This window comes from Ensifer sp. Root1252, from assembly GCF_001425885.1.
Lineage (GTDB): Bacteria > Pseudomonadota > Alphaproteobacteria > Rhizobiales > Rhizobiaceae > Ensifer > Ensifer canadensis.
Genome location: NZ_LMDT01000058.1, coordinates 182,307 through 201,083, shown reverse-complemented (window position 1 = coordinate 201,083; position 18,777 = coordinate 182,307). Strand labels below are relative to the sequence as shown.

The 18,777-nt window shown below is 62.8% G+C and carries 18 protein-coding genes and 1 pseudogene; 6 read left to right on the top strand and 13 right to left on the bottom strand.

Features of this window, described 5'->3' with window-relative positions; genetic code table 11:
• The 6 genes and pseudogenes from ASD02_RS35740 to ASD02_RS35715 all read right to left on the bottom strand — a co-directional run.
• A partial coding sequence (locus tag ASD02_RS35740) for a sulfate/molybdate ABC transporter ATP-binding protein (protein WP_057220140.1) occupies nt 1–1,037 on the bottom strand: 1,037 nt, incomplete at its 3' end.
• Nucleotides 1,038–1,052: 15 nt separating this feature from the next.
• Nucleotides 1,053–1,925: a sulfate ABC transporter permease subunit CysW gene (gene cysW / locus ASD02_RS35735; RefSeq protein ID WP_057247431.1), complete on the bottom strand. Its 873-nt coding sequence runs from the start codon at nt 1,923–1,925 to the stop codon at nt 1,053–1,055.
• A pseudogene (gene cysT, locus ASD02_RS35730) lies at nt 1,915–2,481 on the bottom strand (sulfate ABC transporter permease subunit CysT); the annotation flags it as partial. The pseudogene cysT (ASD02_RS35730) and the gene cysW, both read right to left, overlap by 11 nt.
• 1 nt (nt 2,482) lies before the next feature.
• Nucleotides 2,483–3,046, bottom strand: a 564-nt coding sequence (gene cysT / locus ASD02_RS35725) for a sulfate ABC transporter permease subunit CysT (RefSeq protein ID WP_244494340.1), incomplete at its 3' end; no start/stop codon positions are given.
• A 239-nt stretch (nt 3,047–3,285) separates the two neighbouring features.
• The gene (locus tag ASD02_RS35720; RefSeq protein WP_057220144.1) at nt 3,286–4,311 is read right to left on the bottom strand and encodes a sulfate ABC transporter substrate-binding protein; all 1,026 of its coding nucleotides are present in this window, start codon (nt 4,309–4,311) and stop codon (nt 3,286–3,288) included.
• Nucleotides 4,312–4,658: 347 nt separating this feature from the next.
• Complete coding sequence (locus ASD02_RS35715; RefSeq protein WP_057220139.1) at nt 4,659–5,717, bottom strand: D-TA family PLP-dependent enzyme; 1,059 nt, start codon at nt 5,715–5,717, stop codon at nt 4,659–4,661.
• Between the two features lie 160 nt (nt 5,718–5,877).
• On the opposite strand from ASD02_RS35715, the gene ASD02_RS35710 reads away from it, so the two are divergent.
• The 4 genes from ASD02_RS35710 (at nt 5,878) to ASD02_RS35695 (ending at nt 8,904) form a co-directional block, all read left to right on the top strand.
• Nucleotides 5,878–6,717 carry a transporter substrate-binding domain-containing protein gene (locus ASD02_RS35710; protein WP_057220138.1) on the top strand — a complete coding sequence of 280 codons (840 nt, stop codon included), beginning with the start codon at nt 5,878–5,880 and terminating at the stop codon, nt 6,715–6,717.
• 72 nt (nt 6,718–6,789) lie between these two features.
• On the top strand, nt 6,790–7,452 hold the full coding sequence (locus tag ASD02_RS35705) for an amino acid ABC transporter permease (RefSeq protein ID WP_057220137.1): 663 nt from the start codon (nt 6,790–6,792) through the stop codon (nt 7,450–7,452).
• Between the two features lie 5 nt (nt 7,453–7,457).
• Nucleotides 7,458–8,120, top strand: a complete 663-nt coding sequence (locus tag ASD02_RS35700; protein ID WP_057220136.1) for an amino acid ABC transporter permease — start codon at nt 7,458–7,460, stop codon at nt 8,118–8,120.
• A gap of 13 nt (nt 8,121–8,133) precedes the next feature.
• Nucleotides 8,134–8,904 (top strand): amino acid ABC transporter ATP-binding protein, encoded by a 771-nt coding sequence (locus ASD02_RS35695; RefSeq protein WP_057220135.1) that lies wholly within the window; start codon nt 8,134–8,136, stop codon nt 8,902–8,904.
• A 159-nt stretch (nt 8,905–9,063) separates the two neighbouring features.
• Here the strand turns inward: ASD02_RS35695 and ugpC are convergent, their stop codons facing one another.
• From ugpC to ASD02_RS35665, 6 genes are all read right to left on the bottom strand, one after another.
• Nucleotides 9,064–10,149, bottom strand: a complete 1,086-nt coding sequence (gene ugpC, locus ASD02_RS35690; RefSeq protein ID WP_057220134.1) for a sn-glycerol-3-phosphate ABC transporter ATP-binding protein UgpC — start codon at nt 10,147–10,149, stop codon at nt 9,064–9,066.
• Complete coding sequence (locus ASD02_RS35685) at nt 10,146–11,081, bottom strand: PfkB family carbohydrate kinase (protein ID WP_057220133.1); 936 nt, start codon at nt 11,079–11,081, stop codon at nt 10,146–10,148. The genes ugpC and ASD02_RS35685 overlap by 4 nt, the downstream gene beginning before the upstream one ends.
• A 3-nt stretch (nt 11,082–11,084) precedes the next feature.
• Entirely contained in the window at nt 11,085–12,110 is a 1,026-nt protein-coding gene (locus ASD02_RS35680; RefSeq protein WP_057218276.1) for an aminotransferase, read from the bottom strand.
• A complete protein-coding gene (locus ASD02_RS35675; RefSeq protein ID WP_057220132.1) occupies nt 12,107–12,952 on the bottom strand; it encodes a carbohydrate ABC transporter permease in 846 nt (281 codons plus the stop codon). The genes ASD02_RS35680 and ASD02_RS35675 overlap by 4 nt, the downstream gene beginning before the upstream one ends.
• A complete protein-coding gene (locus ASD02_RS35670; protein WP_057220131.1) occupies nt 12,952–13,833 on the bottom strand; it encodes a sugar ABC transporter permease in 882 nt (293 codons plus the stop codon). The genes ASD02_RS35675 and ASD02_RS35670 overlap by 1 nt, the downstream gene beginning before the upstream one ends.
• A 203-nt stretch (nt 13,834–14,036) precedes the next feature.
• Nucleotides 14,037–15,275, bottom strand: coding sequence for an extracellular solute-binding protein (locus tag ASD02_RS35665; RefSeq protein ID WP_025428479.1), 1,239 nt, complete (start codon nt 15,273–15,275; stop codon nt 14,037–14,039).
• A gap of 231 nt (nt 15,276–15,506) precedes the next feature.
• Here ASD02_RS35665 and ASD02_RS35660 point away from each other — a divergent pair, with 231 nt between their 5' ends.
• Entirely contained in the window at nt 15,507–16,736 is a 1,230-nt protein-coding gene (locus ASD02_RS35660) for an ROK family transcriptional regulator (protein WP_057220130.1), read from the top strand.
• Nucleotides 16,737–16,768: 32 nt separating this feature from the next.
• On the opposite strand, the gene ASD02_RS35655 is transcribed toward ASD02_RS35660, so the two are convergent.
• Nucleotides 16,769–17,689, bottom strand: coding sequence for a LysR family transcriptional regulator (locus ASD02_RS35655; protein ID WP_057220129.1), 921 nt, complete (start codon nt 17,687–17,689; stop codon nt 16,769–16,771).
• A 125-nt stretch (nt 17,690–17,814) separates the two neighbouring features.
• Between ASD02_RS35655 and ASD02_RS35650 the strand changes: the two genes are divergently transcribed.
• Entirely contained in the window at nt 17,815–18,690 is an 876-nt protein-coding gene (locus tag ASD02_RS35650) for a pirin family protein (protein ID WP_057220128.1), read from the top strand.
• The last annotated feature ends 87 nt before the right edge of the window (nt 18,691–18,777 follow it).

Genomic DNA, 18,777 nt, shown 5'->3' with positions numbered 1-18,777 from the left:
TCCCTGAACAGCTTCCACTTGGTTGGTCGGAATGCGACCCTTGCGCGGTCCTGTGTTGTGGTTCTCTCGGGTGGCAGTTCGATTTCGGCATGTGGGTGGTTGCGGCCGAGGTCGAGTTCGAGATGGCGGGTACCGGCAACGCGGCGGCTGGCGGTGACCAGGCCGGCGAGACAGCCGCCACAGCCATCGATCAGCTCGATGTCGTGCGGGCGGAAGTAGAGGGTGGCCGGGCCGTCGGGCTCGGTCGGGGCTCTGAGGCCGATCGGCCGGTCCTCGAACCAGATCTCGCCGTTGGCAAGGGTGACGGCAAGCGCGTTCGACTGGCCGATAAAGCCGTAGACGAACGGCGAGACCGGATGGTCGTAGATCTCGTCGGGGGTGCCGACCTGTTCGATCGTGCCCTTGCTCATCACCACCACCCGGTCGGCAAGCTCCAGCGCCTCTTCCTGGTCATGGGTGACGAAGATGGTGGTGTGGCCGGTGCGGTCGTGGATCTCGCGCAGCCAGCGCCTGAGTTCCTTCCTCACCTGGGCATCGAGTGCGCCGAAGGGCTCGTCGAGCAGAAGCACGTTSGGCTCGACCGCCATGGCGCGGGCRAGCGCCACGCGCTGGCGCTGGCCGCCCGACAGCTGCGCCGGATAACGCTTCTCCAGCCCGGAGAGCTGGACGAGATCGATGAGATCGAGCGCGCGCTTGCGGATGTCGGCCGCCGGTGGCCGGCGGTTGGCCGGACGCACCTTGAGGCCGAAGGCGACATTGTCGAGCACCGTCATGTGACGGAACAGGGCATAGTGCTGGAACACGAAGCCGATGTTGCGCTCTTGCACGGTCTTTTGCGAGGCATCCTCGTCGCCGAAGAAGATCGTGCCGTCGGTCGGGCTTTCGAGACCGGCGACCAGCCGCAACAGCGTCGTCTTGCCCGAGCCGGAGGGGCCCAAGAGCGCGATCAGCTCGCCCGAGCGGATGTCGAGCGAGACATCGTCGAGCGCCGGAAAGCGGCCGAATTCCTTGCGTATGTTCTGAACGCGGACTTCCATGACRATCCGGACCTTTCAATGCCTGCGGCTGGCGGCGATCTCGGCGCTGTAGCGAAGCTCGAGCGCCGTTTTCAAGACGAGGGTGACCAGCGCCAGCAGCGCCAGCAACGTCGCAACCGCAAAGGCGGCGACGAAGTTATATTCATTATAGAGGATTTCCACCTGCAACGGCATGGTGTTGGTCTGGCCACGAATATGGCCCGAGACCACCGACACCGCGCCGAACTCGCCCATGGCGCGGGCGTTGCACAGGAGCACGCCGTARAGCAGCCCCCATTTGATGTTGGGCAGCGTCACATGCCARAASGTCTGCCAGCCGGACGCGCCSARSGACAGCGCCGCCTCCTCGTCRCTGGTGCCCTGTTCCTGCATCAGCGGGATCAGTTCGCGGGCAACGAAGGGGAAGGTGACGAAGACGGTSGCCAGCACCAGTCCCGGCACGGCAAACAGGATCTGGATGCCATGGCTCTGCAGCCACGGSCCGATGAGGCTGTGCGAGCCGAACAGAAGCACGAAGACCAGACCGGAGATCACCGGCGAGACCGAGAACGGCAGGTCGATCAGCGTCGTCAGGAAGGCCTTGCCGATGAACTCGAACTTGGCGATCGCCCAGGCGGCGGCGACGCCGAAGACGAGGTTGAGCGGCACGGCGATGGCCGCGACGATCAGCGTCAGGCGGATGGCGGAAAAGGTTTCGGCATCGCCAAGCGCCGACAGGAACTCGGCCGGTCCCTTGCGCAGCGCCTCGGTAAAGACGGCGGCCAGCGGCAGCAGCAGGAACAAGGCGACGAAGGCAAGCGCTGCCAGCGTCAGGCTTAAGCGAGCAAAGCGGCTTTCCGAGGTGGCGGCGCGCACGTGATGGGCGGCTGTAGYSAGATCAGGCGACATAGACATATCTCCGCCGGCTCCAGGCCTGGATCGAGTTGATGACGAGCAGCATGGCAAAGGAGATCACCAGCATCACCGCGGCAATGGCGGTGGCGGCGGGATAATTRAACTCYTCCAGCCGGATGACGATCAGAAGCGGGGCGATCTCGGAGACGTAGGGCAGGTTGCCGGCGATGAAGATCACCGAACCGTATTCACCGACGCCGCGGGCAAAGGCGAGCGCAAAGCCGGTCAGCCCAGCCGGCAGCAGTCCCGGCAACAGCACCCGGCGGATCGTCTGGAARCGGCTGGCGCCGAGCGTGGCGGCGGCCTCCTCCACTTCCTTGTCGATCTCCTCCATGATCGGCTGCACGGTCCGGACGACGAAGGGCAGGCCGACGAAGATCAGCGCGATGACGATGCCGATGGGGGTGAAGGCGATCTTGATGCCAAGTGGGGCCAGCAGCGCGCCGATCCAGCCGTTCGGGGCATACAGTGTCGCCAGCGCAATGCCGGCGACCGCCGTCGGCAGCGCGAACGGCAGGTCGACCATGGCGTCGATCACCCGCTTGCCGGGNGCCGAGCGTGGCGGCGGCCTCCTCCACTTCCTTGTCGATCTCCTCCATGATCGGCTGCACGGTCCGGACGACGAAGGGCAGGCCGACGAAGATCAGCGCGATGACGATGCCGACGGGGGTAAAGGCGATCTTGATGCCAAGTGGGGCCAGCAGCGCGCCGATCCAGCCGTTCGGGGCATACAGTGTCGCCAGCGCAATGCCGGCGACCGCCGTCGGCAGCGCGAACGGCAGGTCGACCATGGCGTCGATCACCCGCTTGCCGGGRAAACGATAGCGCACCAGCACCCAGGCGAGGATGACGCCGAAGATCAGATTGACGATGGCGGCGACRAAGGCCGTGCCGAAACTGATGCGCAAGGCATTGAGCGTGCGGGTGTCGAGCGCCAGCGTCATGAACTGCGACCAGCCAAGGCCGCTCGAACGCCAGATCAGGCCCGACAGCGGGATGAGGATGATCAGCACCAGCCAAAATAGCGTGACGCCGAGCGCCAGACCAAACCCCGGAAGCACACTCGGCTGGCGAAACCGCCAGCGCCTGTTGTGGCCATGCTCTCTCAAATCCAACTCACCTCTCATGCCCAAGGCAAAAAACCCAAGCGGTCCTCAATGATGCCCGCAATCCCCACGTGGGCCCACTGCACAATTTCCTCCTCAAATCGGAAACGGTTTTACGAGGAAATTTGCAGCAAGTTCAAAGCGCTACAGCGTCCCTTTGCGCGTCATATTTGACGCGCGGCGCTGTAGCACGGGATCGGCCGGATCGAATGGTCCGGCCGATCTTCTCATGTCATGAACAGGGTCGATTATTGCCCCGGCTTGTAGATCTGGTCGAACACACCACCGTCGCCGAAGAACTTCGGTTGCGCTTCCTTCCAGCCGCCAAAGTCCTCGATCGTCACCAGCTTGAGATCACCGAAGCGAGCGACATCCTTGGGGTCGGCAGCCGCCGGCTTGAACGGGCGATAGTAATGCTTCGCCGCGATTTTCTGGCCGGCGTCGCTGTAGAGGTAACCGAGATAGGCCTCGGCGACCTTGCGCGTACCCTTGGCATCGACATTGCCGTCAACCAGCGCGACCGGCGGCTCGGCCTTGATCGAGATCGACGGCGTGATGATGTCGAAATTATCCGGGCCGAGTTCCTCGAGCGAAAGATAGGCTTCGTTTTCCCAGGCGAGCAGCACGTCGCCAAGGCCGCGCTGGACGAAGGTCGTGGTCGAGCCGCGCGCACCGGTATCGAGCACCGGCACATGCTTGAACAGATCGGTAACGAATGCCTGCGCCTTGGGATCGTCGCCGCCATTGGCCGCACGTGCGTAGGCCCAGGCTGCCAGGAAGTTCCAGCGCGCGCCGCCCGAGGTCTTCGGGTTCGGCGTAATCACCTGGATGTCGTCCTTGACGAGATCGCCCCAGTCCTTGATGCCTTTCGGGTTGCCCTTGCGCACCAGGAAGACGATCGTCGACGTGTAGGGTGCGCTGTTATTTTCGAACTTGGTCTTCCAGTCTGCCGGGATCTTTCCGGTTTCCTTGGCGATCGCGTCGATGTCCGCCTCAAGCGCCAGCGTCACGACGTCGGCCTGCAGTCCGTCGATCACGGAGCGGGCCTGCTTGCCGGAGCCGCCATGCGATGTCTGGATCGTCACGGTTTCGCCGGTGTCCGCCTTCCACTTTTCAGCGAAGGCAGCGTTGAAGTCCTTGTAAAGTTCACGTGTCGGGTCATAGGACACGTTCAGGATCGTCGTGTCGGCAAAAGCCACACTTGCAGCACCAAGCTGCAGGCCTCCGACTACAATTGCCAGTCCCACAATTCCGGTAATTCGTCCAAAGCCCATCTCGACCTCCATCGGTTACCAGATAAAACTATCAATTTAATTGACTGCTTCAACGCAAACTGATGATGCGGGAGGTGGCTATCGGGAAAAGTCCTATCGTTGTTGTGCCTTTTTAAGGAACGGTTTGCCCAACGCCCGTCTGGTCGCCGATCTCCTGTCAGTGGCGAACCGGGCGGAGAATAGCATGAGCCCTTTGACGCGCACATCAAAATTCCGGATGGGCTATGTGATCGGGCGGCCGTATGGACGCGGTTTGGGCACGGGACTGCTAGGGATGCGACCCTTCTGGGACGAAGCGGGGCCTAGGAAAACTCAGCCAAAGAACGGTTGCCGCAGCAACAAACCCGCTAGAGCACGTGGCCGCGGGCGACAATCGGCCAGATGGCCTTCGGCTCGTCGCCTTCGACGATATGCACGGCGTCGACCATGTTGGTCACGACGCAGGCGTGATTGGGAACGATGCGCAGCTGCTGCCCGACCGTCAGGCCGATCGGTCCGTCGGTCACAAGTCGGCCGTGTTCCTCCGAGAGCTGGTCTATGCGGATGTCGTCGCGGCCAAGCACATGGCCATAGCCGGTGAGGCCTAGGAGGTCGGCGGTCAGAACCTTGCTGCCCGCATCGATGATCGCACGGTGCTCAGAAGGCACCGAGACGACGGTCGCCAGTACGGTGAGGGCGCAGTCGTCCCAGGTTGCGACGCCGCGCGAAACGAGGGAACGGTCGTTGTAGATATAGGTGCCGGGCCGATATTCGGTTGCAACAGGCGCGCCGGCAGCATGCATCATGCTCGGCGTGCCGCCTGAGGTGATCGCAGGCACGGTCAGGCCGTCCGCCTCAATCAGGCGCTTGGCCTCGCTCATGAAGGCCTGAACCTTTGCCTCGCCGGCAATCGGCGGGTAGGTCATCAGGCCGGCGAATTCGATACCCTTGGCATCATTGATCAGGCGGGCCAGACGGGCGGCTTCCACGGGCGAAGCGACGCCACAACGGTCCGCGCCGGTGTTGCATTCGACGAACACCCGAAGCGGCTTGTCCTTGGTCGAGAAGTGACGGGAAAGTCCATTGATGACCGTCTCGTTGTCGGCGACGACTGCCAGCGCGATGCGTCCGTTAAGGCGCTCGAGCCGGTCGAGCTTGGGCGTTCCGAGAATGTTGTAGGTGATGAGGACATCGTTGATCCGCGCACTACCGTCCACCATCGCTTCAGCTTCGGTCACCTTCTGGCAGGTGATGCCGATGGCGCCGGCGTCGAGCTGTAACTCAGCCATCTGCGGCAACTTGTGGGTCTTGATATGCGGCCGAACGCGGATGCCGTTGATGTCCGCGTAGTCCTGGAACGTGCGGATGTTGCGCTTGGCGATCTCGATATCGACCAGCACGGCGGGCGTTTCGATCGGCAGGGGCATCGCTCATCACTTCCTTTTGTCGGGCGCGGCACACGGGGAAGCTACATCATCCACCCTTGACAAGTTATGACCGTCGGCATTTCATACGTCAATCCATTATTCAGGATTGTAATACTGTATAATGGAACAATGACGGGAACCCAAAAATGGGAGAATGCAGATGATCAAGACAGTTCTCGCGGCTGCCGCCATCGCAGCCGCCTCCATTACCTTGCCGGCACAGGCGCAGCAGCCAGCGAGCAAACTCGACGAAGTTCTCGCGCGCGGTCATCTGGTGCTCGGCACCGGCAGCACCAATGCGCCGTGGCACTTCAAGAGCGCCGAAGACAAGCTGCAGGGCTTCGATGTCGACATGGGCCGGATCATCGCCAAGGCGCTGTTCGGCGACCCGGAAAAGATCGAATACGTCAACCAGTCGTCCGACGCCCGTATCCCGAACATTACCACCAACAAGGTGGACATCACCTGCCAGTTCATGACTGTGACCGGCGAGCGCGCCCAGCAGATTGCCTTCACCATCCCCTATTATCGCGAAGGCGTCGGCCTGATGCTGAAGTCGGATGGCAAATATGCCGACTATGCGGCGCTGAAGGCTGCCGGCTCCTCGGTGACCGTGTCGGTGCTGCAGAATGTCTATGCCGAGGCGATGGTGCATGCGGCATTGCCGGAAGCGACCGTCGATCAGTATGAATCCGTCGACCTCATCTATCAGGCGCTCGAATCCGGCCGCGCCGATACGGTGGCCACCGACCAGTCGTCGCTCGCCTGGTATATGACCCAGAACCCCGATCGCTACAAGGACGCCGGCTATGGCTGGAATCCGCAGACCTATGCCTGCGGCGTCAAGCGCGGGGATCAGGACTGGCTGAACTTCGTCAACACCGCGCTGCACGAAGCCATGACCGGGGTGGATTTCGATTTCTATGCGAAGTCGTTCAAGACCTGGTTCGGCAAGGACCTGACGCCGCCGCAGATCGGCTTTCCGGTCGAATTCAAGTAGGCGCTTCCGTTCGGTCGATCCCGTACTCGTGCGGGATCGACGCCTGTCCTGTCGGCATGGATGGCTGAAGACATGGGTTATCAGTTGAATTTCGCCGCAGTCTGGCGGTCTTTCGACCTTCTGCTCGAAGGTCTGGCTCTCAGTCTCGGCCTCGCCTTCGCGGCGATCCTCGCCGGTTGTCTCATCGGCCTCGTCACCGCCTTCGGGCTGGTGTCGAAGTCCATGGTTCTACGCAAGCCGGCCGGCTTCTATGTGACCGCGATCCGCAACACGCCGATCCTGGTGCTGGTGCTGTTCAGCTACTTTGCCCTGCCGCAGCTTGGCGTCAGGCTAGGCAAGATCGAGAGTTTCGTGCTGACGCTGGCGATCTATTCCGGCGCCTATCTCGCCGAGGTGTTCCGCGGCGGGTTGCTTTCCGTGCCTCCTGGCCAAAGGGAGGCGGGACTGGCGATCGGGCTCACGGAAATGCAGATCCGCACCTCGATCATCCTGCCGCTGATGCTGCGCAATGTACTTCCCTCACTTAGCAGCACGATGATCTCCTTGTTCAAGGATACCTCGCTTGCCGCCGCGATCGCCGTTCCCGAACTGACCTTCGAGGCGCGCAAGATCAATGTTGAAAGCTTCCGGGTGATCGAGACGTGGATCGTCGCCAGTTGCCTCTATGTCGCCACCTGCTCGCTTCTCGCGGCATTGATGCGCGCGGTCGAGCGCCGACTTGCCGTGCCGAGGTGATCGCCATGGATCTTTCCGCATTCCTCGACCAGCTCTGGATCGCCCGCCTCCCCCTTCTCAAGGGGCTCGGCGTATCGATTTCCATTTCTTTCCTGTCCATCGTTGTCGGGACGGTGCTCGGCGTCTTCGTCGGTCTCGCCCTGACCTACGGCTACAAACCCGTGCGCTTCATCGTGCGCGGCTATACCGACTTCATCCGCGGCACGCCGGTGCTGGTGCTGGTTCTCGCCAGCTATTACGTCCTCAGCACCATCGGCATCGACCTCGGGCCGTTTCAGGCCGGCATTCTCGCCCTTTCGGTTTTCTGCAGCTCGCATGTGGGAGAACTGGTCCGCGGCGCGCTTCAGGCGATCCCCAAAGGGCAGACGGAGGCGGCCAAGGCGATCGGCCTGACATACCCGCAGACTTTTGCCTATGTGCTTGGCCCGCAGGCCTTGCGGCAGGCCCTGCCGGCCTGGGTGAATACCGCCGCCGAAATGGTCAAGGCTTCGACGCTGCTGTCGATCATCGGCGTCGCCGAGCTTTTGCTGCGCACGCAGGAGCTGATCTCGCGCACTTTCATGAGCCTCGAGTTCTATTTCTTCGCCGGCTTCCTCTATTTCGTCATCAACTACAGCATCGAGCGCTTCGGCCGTTACGTCGAACGCAAGACCGCCGTCCCATCGTGAGGCACCGGATCCGATGACCCAGACACTTCTTGAAATCCGCGACCTCCACAAGCGTTATGGCCCCGTCGAGGTGCTGAAGGGCGTCGATTGCACCATGGCGCAGGGCGAGGTCATTTCGATCATCGGCTCCAGCGGCTCGGGCAAGACGACGATGCTGCGCTGCATCAATATGCTGGAGGAGTTCCAGGGCGGGTCGATCCGCATTGACGGCCAAGAGATCGGCTATGACACCGTCGGCGGCGTCAGGCGGCGCAAGCGGGAAAAGGAAATCGCCCGCCAGCGGGCAATGACCGGCATGGCGTTCCAGCAGTTCAACCTCTTTCCGCACATGAGCGCGGCGAAGAACGTCATGCTCGGCCTTATCAAGGTGCGCGGCATGGGGCGGGACGAAGCACGGTCGGTCGCCGAGAAGTGGCTGGACCGGGTGGGGTTGCTCTCGCACAGGGATCATTTTCCCGGCCAGCTTTCGGGCGGTCAGCAGCAACGTGTGGCGATCGCCCGGGCGATTGCCATGAACCCGAAGCTGATGCTGTTCGACGAGGTGACCTCTGCGCTCGATCCGGAGCTTGTCAACGAGGTGCTGCAGGTGATCAAGGGGCTGGCGGAGGACGGGATGAGCATGTTGCTCGTGACGCACGAGATGCGGTTTGCCTACGAGGTGTCTTCCCGGGTGATCTTCATGAACCAGGGGCGCATCGGCGAAGAGGGCAATCCGCGGGAAATGTTCCTGAAGCCGCAGACCGAGCGCCTGGCCGAATTCCTGAAAACCTCGTCGTTCAACTGATGCACAAATACCGTTGGTAGGGGCGGTCGTGGCATCCGGGCACGAGGCCGCGGAACAGTGCTTGCGGCGCCTCCGCCGCAGGTCGACATATCGAGCGTCACTTCGCCACTCGCTTTGGGTACGCGATAGGCGCCGGGACCGAGCGAGCCCCTTTCCGCATCAACCGGAAAGCAAGGACCGACCGGTTTCCGGGTCGAACAGATGCAAGGCGCCCTCGTCGAAAGCGAATGTTCGCTCCGCATCGATGGCCAGCTGCGTGCGCGGCGGCAGGCAGGCGGTGATGCGCTGGTCGCCGATGCGCGCCGTCACCACCAGTTCAGGGCCGGTCAGCTCGACAACCTCGACGCGCGCCGTCAGCCGCAGTGCATTGGACTCGTCCGTTGCCAGCCGCAGCGCCTCCGGGCGGATGCCGACCTTGACGCGTTGGCCATTCTGCACCTTGCCATGAAAACGCGCCGGCAGGGCGATCGGCTGGTCGCCGCCTTCCACGCGCAAACTGCTGTCTGATACTTCCGCCTCAAAAATGTTCATCGGCGGTGAGCCAACGAAGCCCGCGACATAAAGCGTGGCCGGGCGATCGTAGATCTCTTCCGGCGTGCCGAGCTGTTCGATGCGGCCGTCGCGCATGACGGCGATGCGCGTAGCAAGCGTCATCGCCTCGATCTGGTCATGGGTGACATAAACAACCGTCGTCTTCAGCAATTGGTGCAGGCGCTTCAGCTCCGTGCGCATCTCCATGCGCAGCTTGGCATCGAGGTTCGACAGCGGCTCGTCGAAGAGGAAAACCTGCGGGTTTCGCACGAGCGCCCGGCCGATGGCGACGCGCTGTCGCTGGCCGCCAGAGAGCTGGCTCGGCTTGCGCTCAAGCAGGTTTTCGATCTGCAGCAGCTTCGCTGTCTCAATGACTGCCTTTTCCCGTTCCGGCGCCGGAACTTTGCGCATTTCCAGGCCGAAACCGATGTTGCGGGCAACGCTCATGTTTGGGTAGAGCGCATAGGATTGGAACACCATGGCGATGTCGCGATCCTTTGGGTGCGTCCCGATGATCGACCGGGGCCCGATGCGGATATCGCCGCCGCTCGGCTCGGCAAGGCCGGCGATGATATTGAGCAGGGTCGACTTGCCGCAGCCCGAAGAGCCGAGCAGCACGAGAAACTCGCCGCTTTCCAGCGCGATGTCGATGCCCTTCAGCGTTTCGACTTCGCCGTAGCGCTTGTGGATGTTGCAGATCTCAAGCGCGCTCATGCGATCGTCTCCTGGAGAATGGCGGAAAAGGTTTTTCCATAGCTGCGCGGCAGCGTCGAGATTGCCTCCGAGGCGATGGTGACGCCGGTGCGAAGGCAATGCTCCAACGGCATGCCGGCGGCAAGGGCTGCAAGGAAACCGGCGTTGAACACGTCGCCCGCGCCGATCGTGTCGATCACGTTGACCGCAGGCGCGACGACGGAGACGATGTCTCCGGTCGGGCCGAGGGCAAGGGCGCCGTTCGGCCCGCGCTTGACGACGACGATCGCGTCGGCCGGCATGTGGGACTTGAGCGCGCGCGCTGCCTCTGCCGCATCGACAAGGCCCGTCAGCGTCGTCGTCTCGACCTCGTTGAAGAGCGCGAGCCGACAGCGTTTCAGCCAGCCGATTGTCGCCGCGCAGTTGGCATCCGTCCAGCCGTCGAGCGGCCAGCCGGTGTCGAGTGCCACGGCGATGTCATGCGCCTCGGCCCAGTCGAAGACATCGTCATAGGCGGCGGTCAGCGCGTCGGTGAGGAAGGAGCCGGCAAGCAGCGCCAGGCCGCCACGCAGGTGCTCGCCGTCGAGCATTGTCCGGATTTCGTCGAAATTTAAGAGCGGTAGGTGTCCACGGGTGGTGAAGAAGGTGCGCTCGCCGTCCGGATGGGTAATGCCGACCGACAGCGTCGTGCCGACGTTTTCGACCGGCCAGCCACTGGCCCGCTCGGCAAAGGCGTCTTTCAGCCAGGTGCCGAACTGGTCGTTACCGATGTTGGCGGCGATCGCATAATCGACCCCAAGCGAATCCCAGGCAAGCGCGCTGTTGCCGGCGCAGCCGCCGACGCGCAGCTCATCGTGATCGACGATGATTTCGGTGCCGGCCTTTGGCCAGGGTGCGGCCGGCCCGAGGATCAGATCGACGTTGACGTTGCCGATGACGACAAGAGGACGCATGCTTCATTCGCTCCGGGTAATCTTGGTCGATCGGACCGGCGTTCCGGCATCGACGACACGCGCCTCGGCAAAGGCGATCATGAACAACTGCGCCACAGGCAGCATCGCAAAGATCGCGGCCATGCCGGCGGCCGGTTTGAAGGAAAGCGTGGTCACGCCAGGGATTGGTGCCTCGCCGGAGGCATCAAAGACGACAACCGGAGAACCGGCTTCGGCTGCGGAAACCGCCATGACGCTGACGAGGCCGGCAGTTGCATCGGCGGCGCGAAACAAGACGACGCCGACCGACGGGCCGAGCATTTCCATTGGCCCGTGCCGCAGCTGCCCGCCTTCGAGCGAGAAGCAGGGCAGCCGGGACAACTCGGTCAGACCGAGCCCGATCGCTTCGGCAAGTCCCTGAAGTTGGCGGCCGGACGTTACCACGGCGCGGACATCCGCAAGCGCTGCGAGCGCCGAAGTCGTGTCGGGCGCCTGAGGCGCTTCGATCGCCTGCAATGCCGCAGATGCGTCGTCTCCGAGGGCGGCAAGGATCGAGAGGTGCAGCGCGAAGCTGATCGTCAGGCTGCGTGTCGCGGCAAATGCCTTTTCGGTGCCACCGACGCCGACCAGCGATGGGGCGCTGCGGGCCAAGAAGGATCCCTCTTCGAGGGTCAGGCCGAAGGTGTCGCCGGTCGCCCCATTGGTCTCGGCGAACCAGCGCAGAACCTCCGCACTTTCACCGGACTGCGACGTGACGAGGATCGTCTTGCCTTCGATCGCCAGCGGCTGGCCCAGCTGTTCGGACAGCGGCAGCGCGATCGCGTCGATGCCGTGGGCCCGGTAGAGCGGTTCGAGCGCGCGACCAACCGCATGCGAGCCGCCCATTCCGAGCAGTAACAGCTTGCCGGTCGATCTGAGCGATGCAGCGATCCTGCCGTTGAGCGCCTGTGCGGCGTGGAACGAGGCGACGGCGTCAGCGGCCTGACGGGCCATTTCGCGGTCTATTGCAATGAGCCCGGCCGGGCGGTTTGTGGTATCGCTCATGGTCATCCCTTGACGCCGCCGCTGGTGAGCCCGGAGATCAGGGCTTTTTGCATGATGAGGCCGATCAGCACCGGAGGCAGGGCGGCTAGCACGCCGGCGGTCGCAATCAGTCCGTAGTCGGAAACGCGGCCGCCGGCGAGATCGGCGATGGCGACCGTCAGGGTTTTTGCGCGCAGGTCCGAGGTGAACAGCAGCGCATAGAAGAATTCGTCCCAGGCAAGCAGAAAGGCAAAGAGTGCCGAGGTCGCCATCACGGGGGCGGCGAGCGGCAGGGTGATCAGCCTGAGGATCTGATCCAGCCTGGCGCCGTCCATCATGGCAGCGCTCTCGATCTCCTTGGGAATGGAATCGAAGCCGGACTTCAGCAGCCAGGTGGTGAAGGGCGCAAGGATGGTGAGATAGACGAGTGCAAGGCCGAAGACCGAATTCAACAGGCCGAGAGTGGCAAGGCCCATATAGAGCGGCACCGCCAGCGCCACCGGCGGCAGCATGTAGGTGGCGATCACCGCGTAAAGCGACCAGGAGACGGTGGGCGTGCGCGACACGGCCCAGGCCGAGGGAATGGCAACGGCGATGGCGGCAAGCGTCGCCATGCCGGCGACCTTCAGGCTATTGAAGAGCGAAGCGACGAAGGCCGCGCCGGCGGTGTTTTCGAGCGTGGTCAGCAGCAGCCCATAGCGCGACAGATCGATCTCATCAGGCCACCAGTTGAGCGGCTTTGCCGAAAGGTCGGCCGCAGACGAGATGCTCATGACGAAGAGCCACACAACAGGCGCCAGGATGACGGCCGTCAGCAACAGGGCGCAGGCGTAGATGAAGGCAGTGAACAGTGGGCTCTGGCGTTCCATCAGGTGGCTCCCGCGGCTTTGCGCACAAGTGCGGCATAGGCGACCGCAAGTACGGTCACCAGCAGTGTGACGATCAGCGCCAGCGAGGCGCCGGACCCTGCCCGCTGAAACGAGAAAGCTTCCTGATAGACGAGGATCGACAGCGTGCGCGTGCTGTTGGCCGGGCCGCCGCGTTTCATCACCCAGATGAGGTCGAAGACCTTGAAGGCTTCGATTGTGCGCAGCACCAGCGCCACGAGCAGAGGGCCGGCGAGATAGGGCATGATGACATAGCGGAAGCGGTTGAACGGGCCTGCGCCATCGACGAGCGAGGCGGCCGTGATGTCGCGCGGCACCGCCTGGAGAGCTGCAAGCGCGATCAGGGCAACGAGCGGAAAGTTCTTCCAGCAGTCGGCGACGATCAGGGCTGTCAGCGCCGAGCTGGGCTCGCCGAGCCAGGAGCGATAGCTGTCGATCAGGCCGATCTGCATCAGGGCCGCGTTCAGTGCACCATATTCCGGATTATAGATCAGCCGCCACAGCGTCGCGTTGACGACCGTCGGCAGCGCCCAGGGCAGGATCATCAAGGCGCGCAATGCCGTGCGGCCGCGGAATTGCTGATTGAGCAGCAGGGCCGCCAGCACGCCGATCACCATTTCGGCGGTCACCGAGACAACCGCAAACCATGTGGTCGTGACCAAGGCCCGCATGAAGTTCGAACCGCCGAGCACCTTGGCATAGTTGTCGAGGCCGACGAAGCTGCCTTCGGTGCCGACGAGCTTTGCGTCAGTGAACGAAAGCCTGACGGTGTCGACCAACGGCCAACCGATGACAGCGATCATGACTGCGAGCAGCGGCAGCATCAGCAGCCACGCGCGTGTTGTTATCCAGGTACCGGACATGGGATGGAAACCTTTTAGGCCATCTACAGCGCCGCGCATCAGATATGACGCGCAAAGCACGCTGTAGCGCTTTAAACCTGCGGCATAATTCCTTAAGTCGATTCCGATTTAAGGAATTATGCCGTGGGCTCATGCTATTGCCGGTGAAACCGTTCCGGCAAGTCCCGGGCGGCAGGGCCACCCGGGAGGTCGAAGCCGTGGGATCAGAGACCGCTGTTTTCGGCGGCGGTCTTGAGTGCATCCTCGGCGGAGGCCTGTCCAAGCAACGCTTCCTGGATCGCCTGCTGCAGGGCTGTCGAAAGCTCCTGGTACTTCGGCGTCGTCGGGCGCGGATACATGGCGGCAAGGCCGAGCTTGGCGGCGGCGATCAGCTCTTCCTGGCCCTTGGTGACATTGGCGTCTTCATAGGACGAGGCCCAGATCGGCAGGCTCAGCTTGGCATAGGCATTCTGCGTCGGCTGCGATGTCATGTGGACGATGTACTTCCACGCTTCGTCCGGGTGCTTGCTGGTCGAGGTGATGCCGAGGCCCATCGACCCGTTGACGGCCGACACCTCGCTCTTGCCCGCAACACCCGGTGCCGGCACGACGCCGACCTTGCCGGCAACCTTGCTTTCCTTGGGGTCGTTGGCGAGGTTGTACATGTAGGTCCAGTTGAGCGCGAAGGCGGCTTCACCGTTCTGGAAGACCTTGCGAACGTCTTCCTCGAGGAATTCCTTCGAGTTCGGATTGGTCAGGCCCGACGAATAGCTCGTGACCATGTAGTTGAGCGCGTCGAGACCGCCGCCGGACGTGAAGGCAGGCTTGCCGCCGTCGATGAACTTGCCGCCATAGGCGCTGACAAGCGTGGTGTAGTCGCAGATCGCGGCTTCGGCCTGCGACCAGCTCCAGGCGATCGGCGTTGCGAGCAACCCCTTGTCCTTGATGATCTTGGCCTGTTCCGTCAGTTCGTCCCAGGTTTTCGGCGGCGCCTTGATGCCGGCCTTTTCAAGGATTTCCTTGTTGTAGAACAGGTATTTTGTGTCGAGGATCCAAGGCATGCCGTAGCGCTTGGCGTCATATTCGACCGTCGTCCAGGCGCCCGGCAGCACGCCGGATTTCATCTCGTCGGTGATCCGGTCGGAGACGTCGACCAGCACCTTGTTGGCGGCGTATTCGGCCGGCCAGATCACGTCGAAGAGCACGACGTCGTAGCCGCCGCCGGAGCCCTGCGCCAGCACGGTCTTGTCATGCAGGCCTTCGTAGGGAACGAATTCGAGGTTCACCTTCACGTCGGGATTGGCCTTGGTGAAGGCCTCGGTCATGGCGCGCACGTCGGCTTCGCTATAGGCCGCCTGCGCCATGAACAGCGCATTGAGTGTGGTCTCAGCATAGGCGTGGCCGGCAAAGGACAAGCCGAGCAAGGTTGCGCTGAGCAACGTGGTTTTAATGGATTTCAACATTCCTGCCTCCAATAACTGAGCGGTTCAGTTTTGCCGATACACCTCCCCGGTGCACCGAATATAAGAAATCCGCCCGCTTGCGGACGGCCGTCGACATATCTATCGGAGCGCTGGTGACGACCTTTGGCCATGACCTTCGTTCCCCTGGAGCTCTTTGCGGCTCTCAATTAAGTCAATTGTCTTGACTTATTTCTTGTTCAATATTCTAACAGTGTCAAGAGGGTTTTGAGGATGAATGATTTACGCCCGATCCGGGCAAAGAGCGGCACCAACCAGGAAGGGGCGAGCGCCCACAACCGTCGTGTCATGATCGACGCGTTGCGGCTGAACGGGCAGCTGTCCCGCGCCGATCTTGCCCGTGCGACGGCGCTGACGAAGCAGACGGTTTCAAACATCATCGAAGAGCTTGAGCGTGACGGGCTGGTTCAGTCGCTGGCAGTCGTTCGCAGCGGCCGGGGACAGCCGTCAACGCCCTATCGTCTGGTTGCCGAGGGCGCCTTCGCGATCGGCCTGCAGATCGACAGGCACGTCACACGCACCATCGCCGTCGACCTGGTGGGTACGGTCCTGGCGCGCCGGGAGGCCAACCTTCCGGCGGGCGGGCCGGTGACCGGCGTGAAAACCATTCTCGACCTGATCGAAAAGACCCGAAGCGACCTGGCGTCGATCGCGCCGCAATCGGAGGATCGCCTCGTCGGGCTCGGTGCGGCGATGCCCGGTCCCTTCGGTATCGACGCCGACGCTGACGATCCCTGGATGATGGCGGCGTGGCAGAATTTCCCGCTACTCGAAACGCTTGCTGCAGGCACAGGTCTCGATGTCGGCCTGCAGAACGACTCTGCCGCCGCAGCCACCGCCGAGCGCCTGGTCGGTGCCGCCCATGGCGTCGATCACGCGATCTGCATCTATCTCGGCTATGGCCTTGGCGCCGGGTTGATCCTCAATGGCGAGCTTTATCGCGGTGCCAATGGCAATGCCGGCGAGATCGGCATGATTCTCAGTCTGCCGCGCGGTGCTGCCGAGCATGAGCGCACGCCGCTTGAATACCGCGCTTCGATCGCCTCTCTGTGCAAGCTGCTCGCGCTCGATCCTGCCGATCCGGACCTCTATGCCCACATTGATGCGGCCGTGGAGAGTGAAGATATCAGGTTGCCCGGTTGGCTGGATGCGGCCGTCTACGAACTGCGCGCGGCTGTCCAGGCACTCGAAACCATCTTCGACCCGCAGACGGTGATCCTGTGCGGCGGGCTTCCGCCCGGCCTGGCGCGGCTGGTCACGGATGCGATGCAACCGCTGCTTCCGTCACTCGCCGATCGCCGTGATCGCAGTCTGCCGCGCCTGCAGGTCGGCTTCACCGATCCCTGGGCGGTCGCGATCGGCGCTGCCGCCGAGCCGATCAGCCGCACATTTGACCCGCGCTTTTCGGCAATCCTGAAGACCCGCGCCGCCGACCATTCCTGAGGCTGCGGCTTGCGGCGCGTCATCGGCGCCGATCAGGTCCCCGGCTCGTCAAGGCGTGCAAGTTCGGCATATTCGGCCGCGAGAAAGTCGAGCAGAGCCCTGACCGAGGGAAGCAGGCCGCGCCGCGATGGAAAGGCTGCGTGAATGATGCCTGATCGGGGCGCCCAGTCGGGCAGCACGTCGACCAGCGTTCCGTCCTTCAGGTCCTGCCTGACGACCATGGTCGGCAGCTGGGTGACGCCGACGCCTTTCAGGGCGGCGAGGCGCAGGGCCACCATATCTTCGGTGACAAGCCGCGGGTGATGGCGGACAATGGCATTGGCACCATCAGGACCGTCCAGACACCACTCATGCTCCTGCCGGTTGGAATTCCATGCCAGGCTCGGAAGGTCCGTGAGATCGGCGGGCTTCAGCGGTCGTGCATCCTGACCGAGCAGTCCGGGGCTGGCGACCAGGCGCTGCCCGCTTTCAGCCAGCCTCTTGATCACGAGATCGCTCTCCTCGAGCGGTGGAAAACGAACGCGGATGGCCACGTCTATGCCTTCGCGCAGCACATCCACTTGCCTATTGGTGCTTTCGAGCACCACCTCGACCTTCGGGCAGCCGGCCATGAAGCGGGCAATCATCTCGCCGACCTGGAAATAGAGGACCGAGGAGGGACAACTGACATGCACGACGCCCTGCGGTTCGGAGCGCATACGGTCGATCACCTCCTGCGCGGCTTCCGCCTCGACCAGCATCGCCACACAATGGCGATAGTACTCCCTGCCGATATCCGTCACGACGAAGTGGCGCGTCGAACGCTGAACAAGGCGGACGCGAAGCTGTTCTTCCAGCAAGCCGATGCGGCGGCTCAGCCGCGAACGCGGCATATTGAGCTTGCGCGCGGCCGCAGCAAAACCGTTCTGCTCGACGACATCGACGAAAAGCTTAAGATCGTTCAGGTCCTGCATGGCGGATGATTGTCCTATTGATAGGACACTATAGTCCGATTTGGCTGTCTACCGCCAGATTTGTCGCGAGAATATGTTCCTCCCAACGTCATCGCTTGCAAGGCGATGCACAAGGAGAAACACCAATGCGCAAGATACTCGGCATTTTTGGAAACGCCCGGCAGCACTGGGTTGGCGATGGTTTTCCGGTCCGTTCGCTGCTGTCCCATGACAGCGTCGGCGAACATGCAAGCCCGTTCCTGCTGGTCGACTATGCAGGCCCGACAGAATTTGCACCGACCAGCCGGCCGCGTGGCGTCGGCGTGCATCCGCATCGCGGCTTCGAGACGGTGACCATCGTCTATCGCGGCGAAGTGGATCATCGCGACTCGGCAGGCAATGGCGGCCATATCGGTCCCGGCGACGTGCAATGGATGACGGCCGCCGGCGGCATCCTGCACGAAGAATACCATTCCGACGCCTTCACCAAACAGGGCGGGACGCTGGAGATGGTCCAGCTCTGGGTCAACCTGCCGGCGCGCGCCAAATCCGCAAAGCCTGGTTACCAGACGCTGGTCAACGGCGACATTCCGACGGTGACGCTGCCGGAGGATGCCGGGACGCTGCGGGTGATCGCCGGCGCGTTCGACGGTCGCAATGGACCTGCGAAGACATTTACCCCGATCAATCTTTGGGACCTCCGCCTGAAACGGGGTGGCTCTCTTGCACTCGACCTGCCTGAGAGCCATTCGGTCGGCCTGGCGGTGCTACACGGCACCGTGCTGGTGAACGGCAGCGATCTGATCGGCGAAGCCCAGTTCGGCCTCCTCGGCCGCGAAGGCGGCGCCATTACGCTCGACGCCAGTTCCGATGCGACCGTTCTCGTCTTGAGCGGCGAGCCGATCGATGAACCCGTGGTCATGCACGGCCCCTTCGTGATGAACACGGCCGACGAAATCCGTCAGGCCTTCGCCGACTTCCAGAACGGCAGCTTTGGCGCCGTTGCCGCACCGGCACTTTGAGTTCTCGTGGGCTCGGAACTCCGCGCCGAGCCCATGACGGCCGATCAACGGCCCGAGCACGCGGACAAGACAAAAGATGAAGGAGTC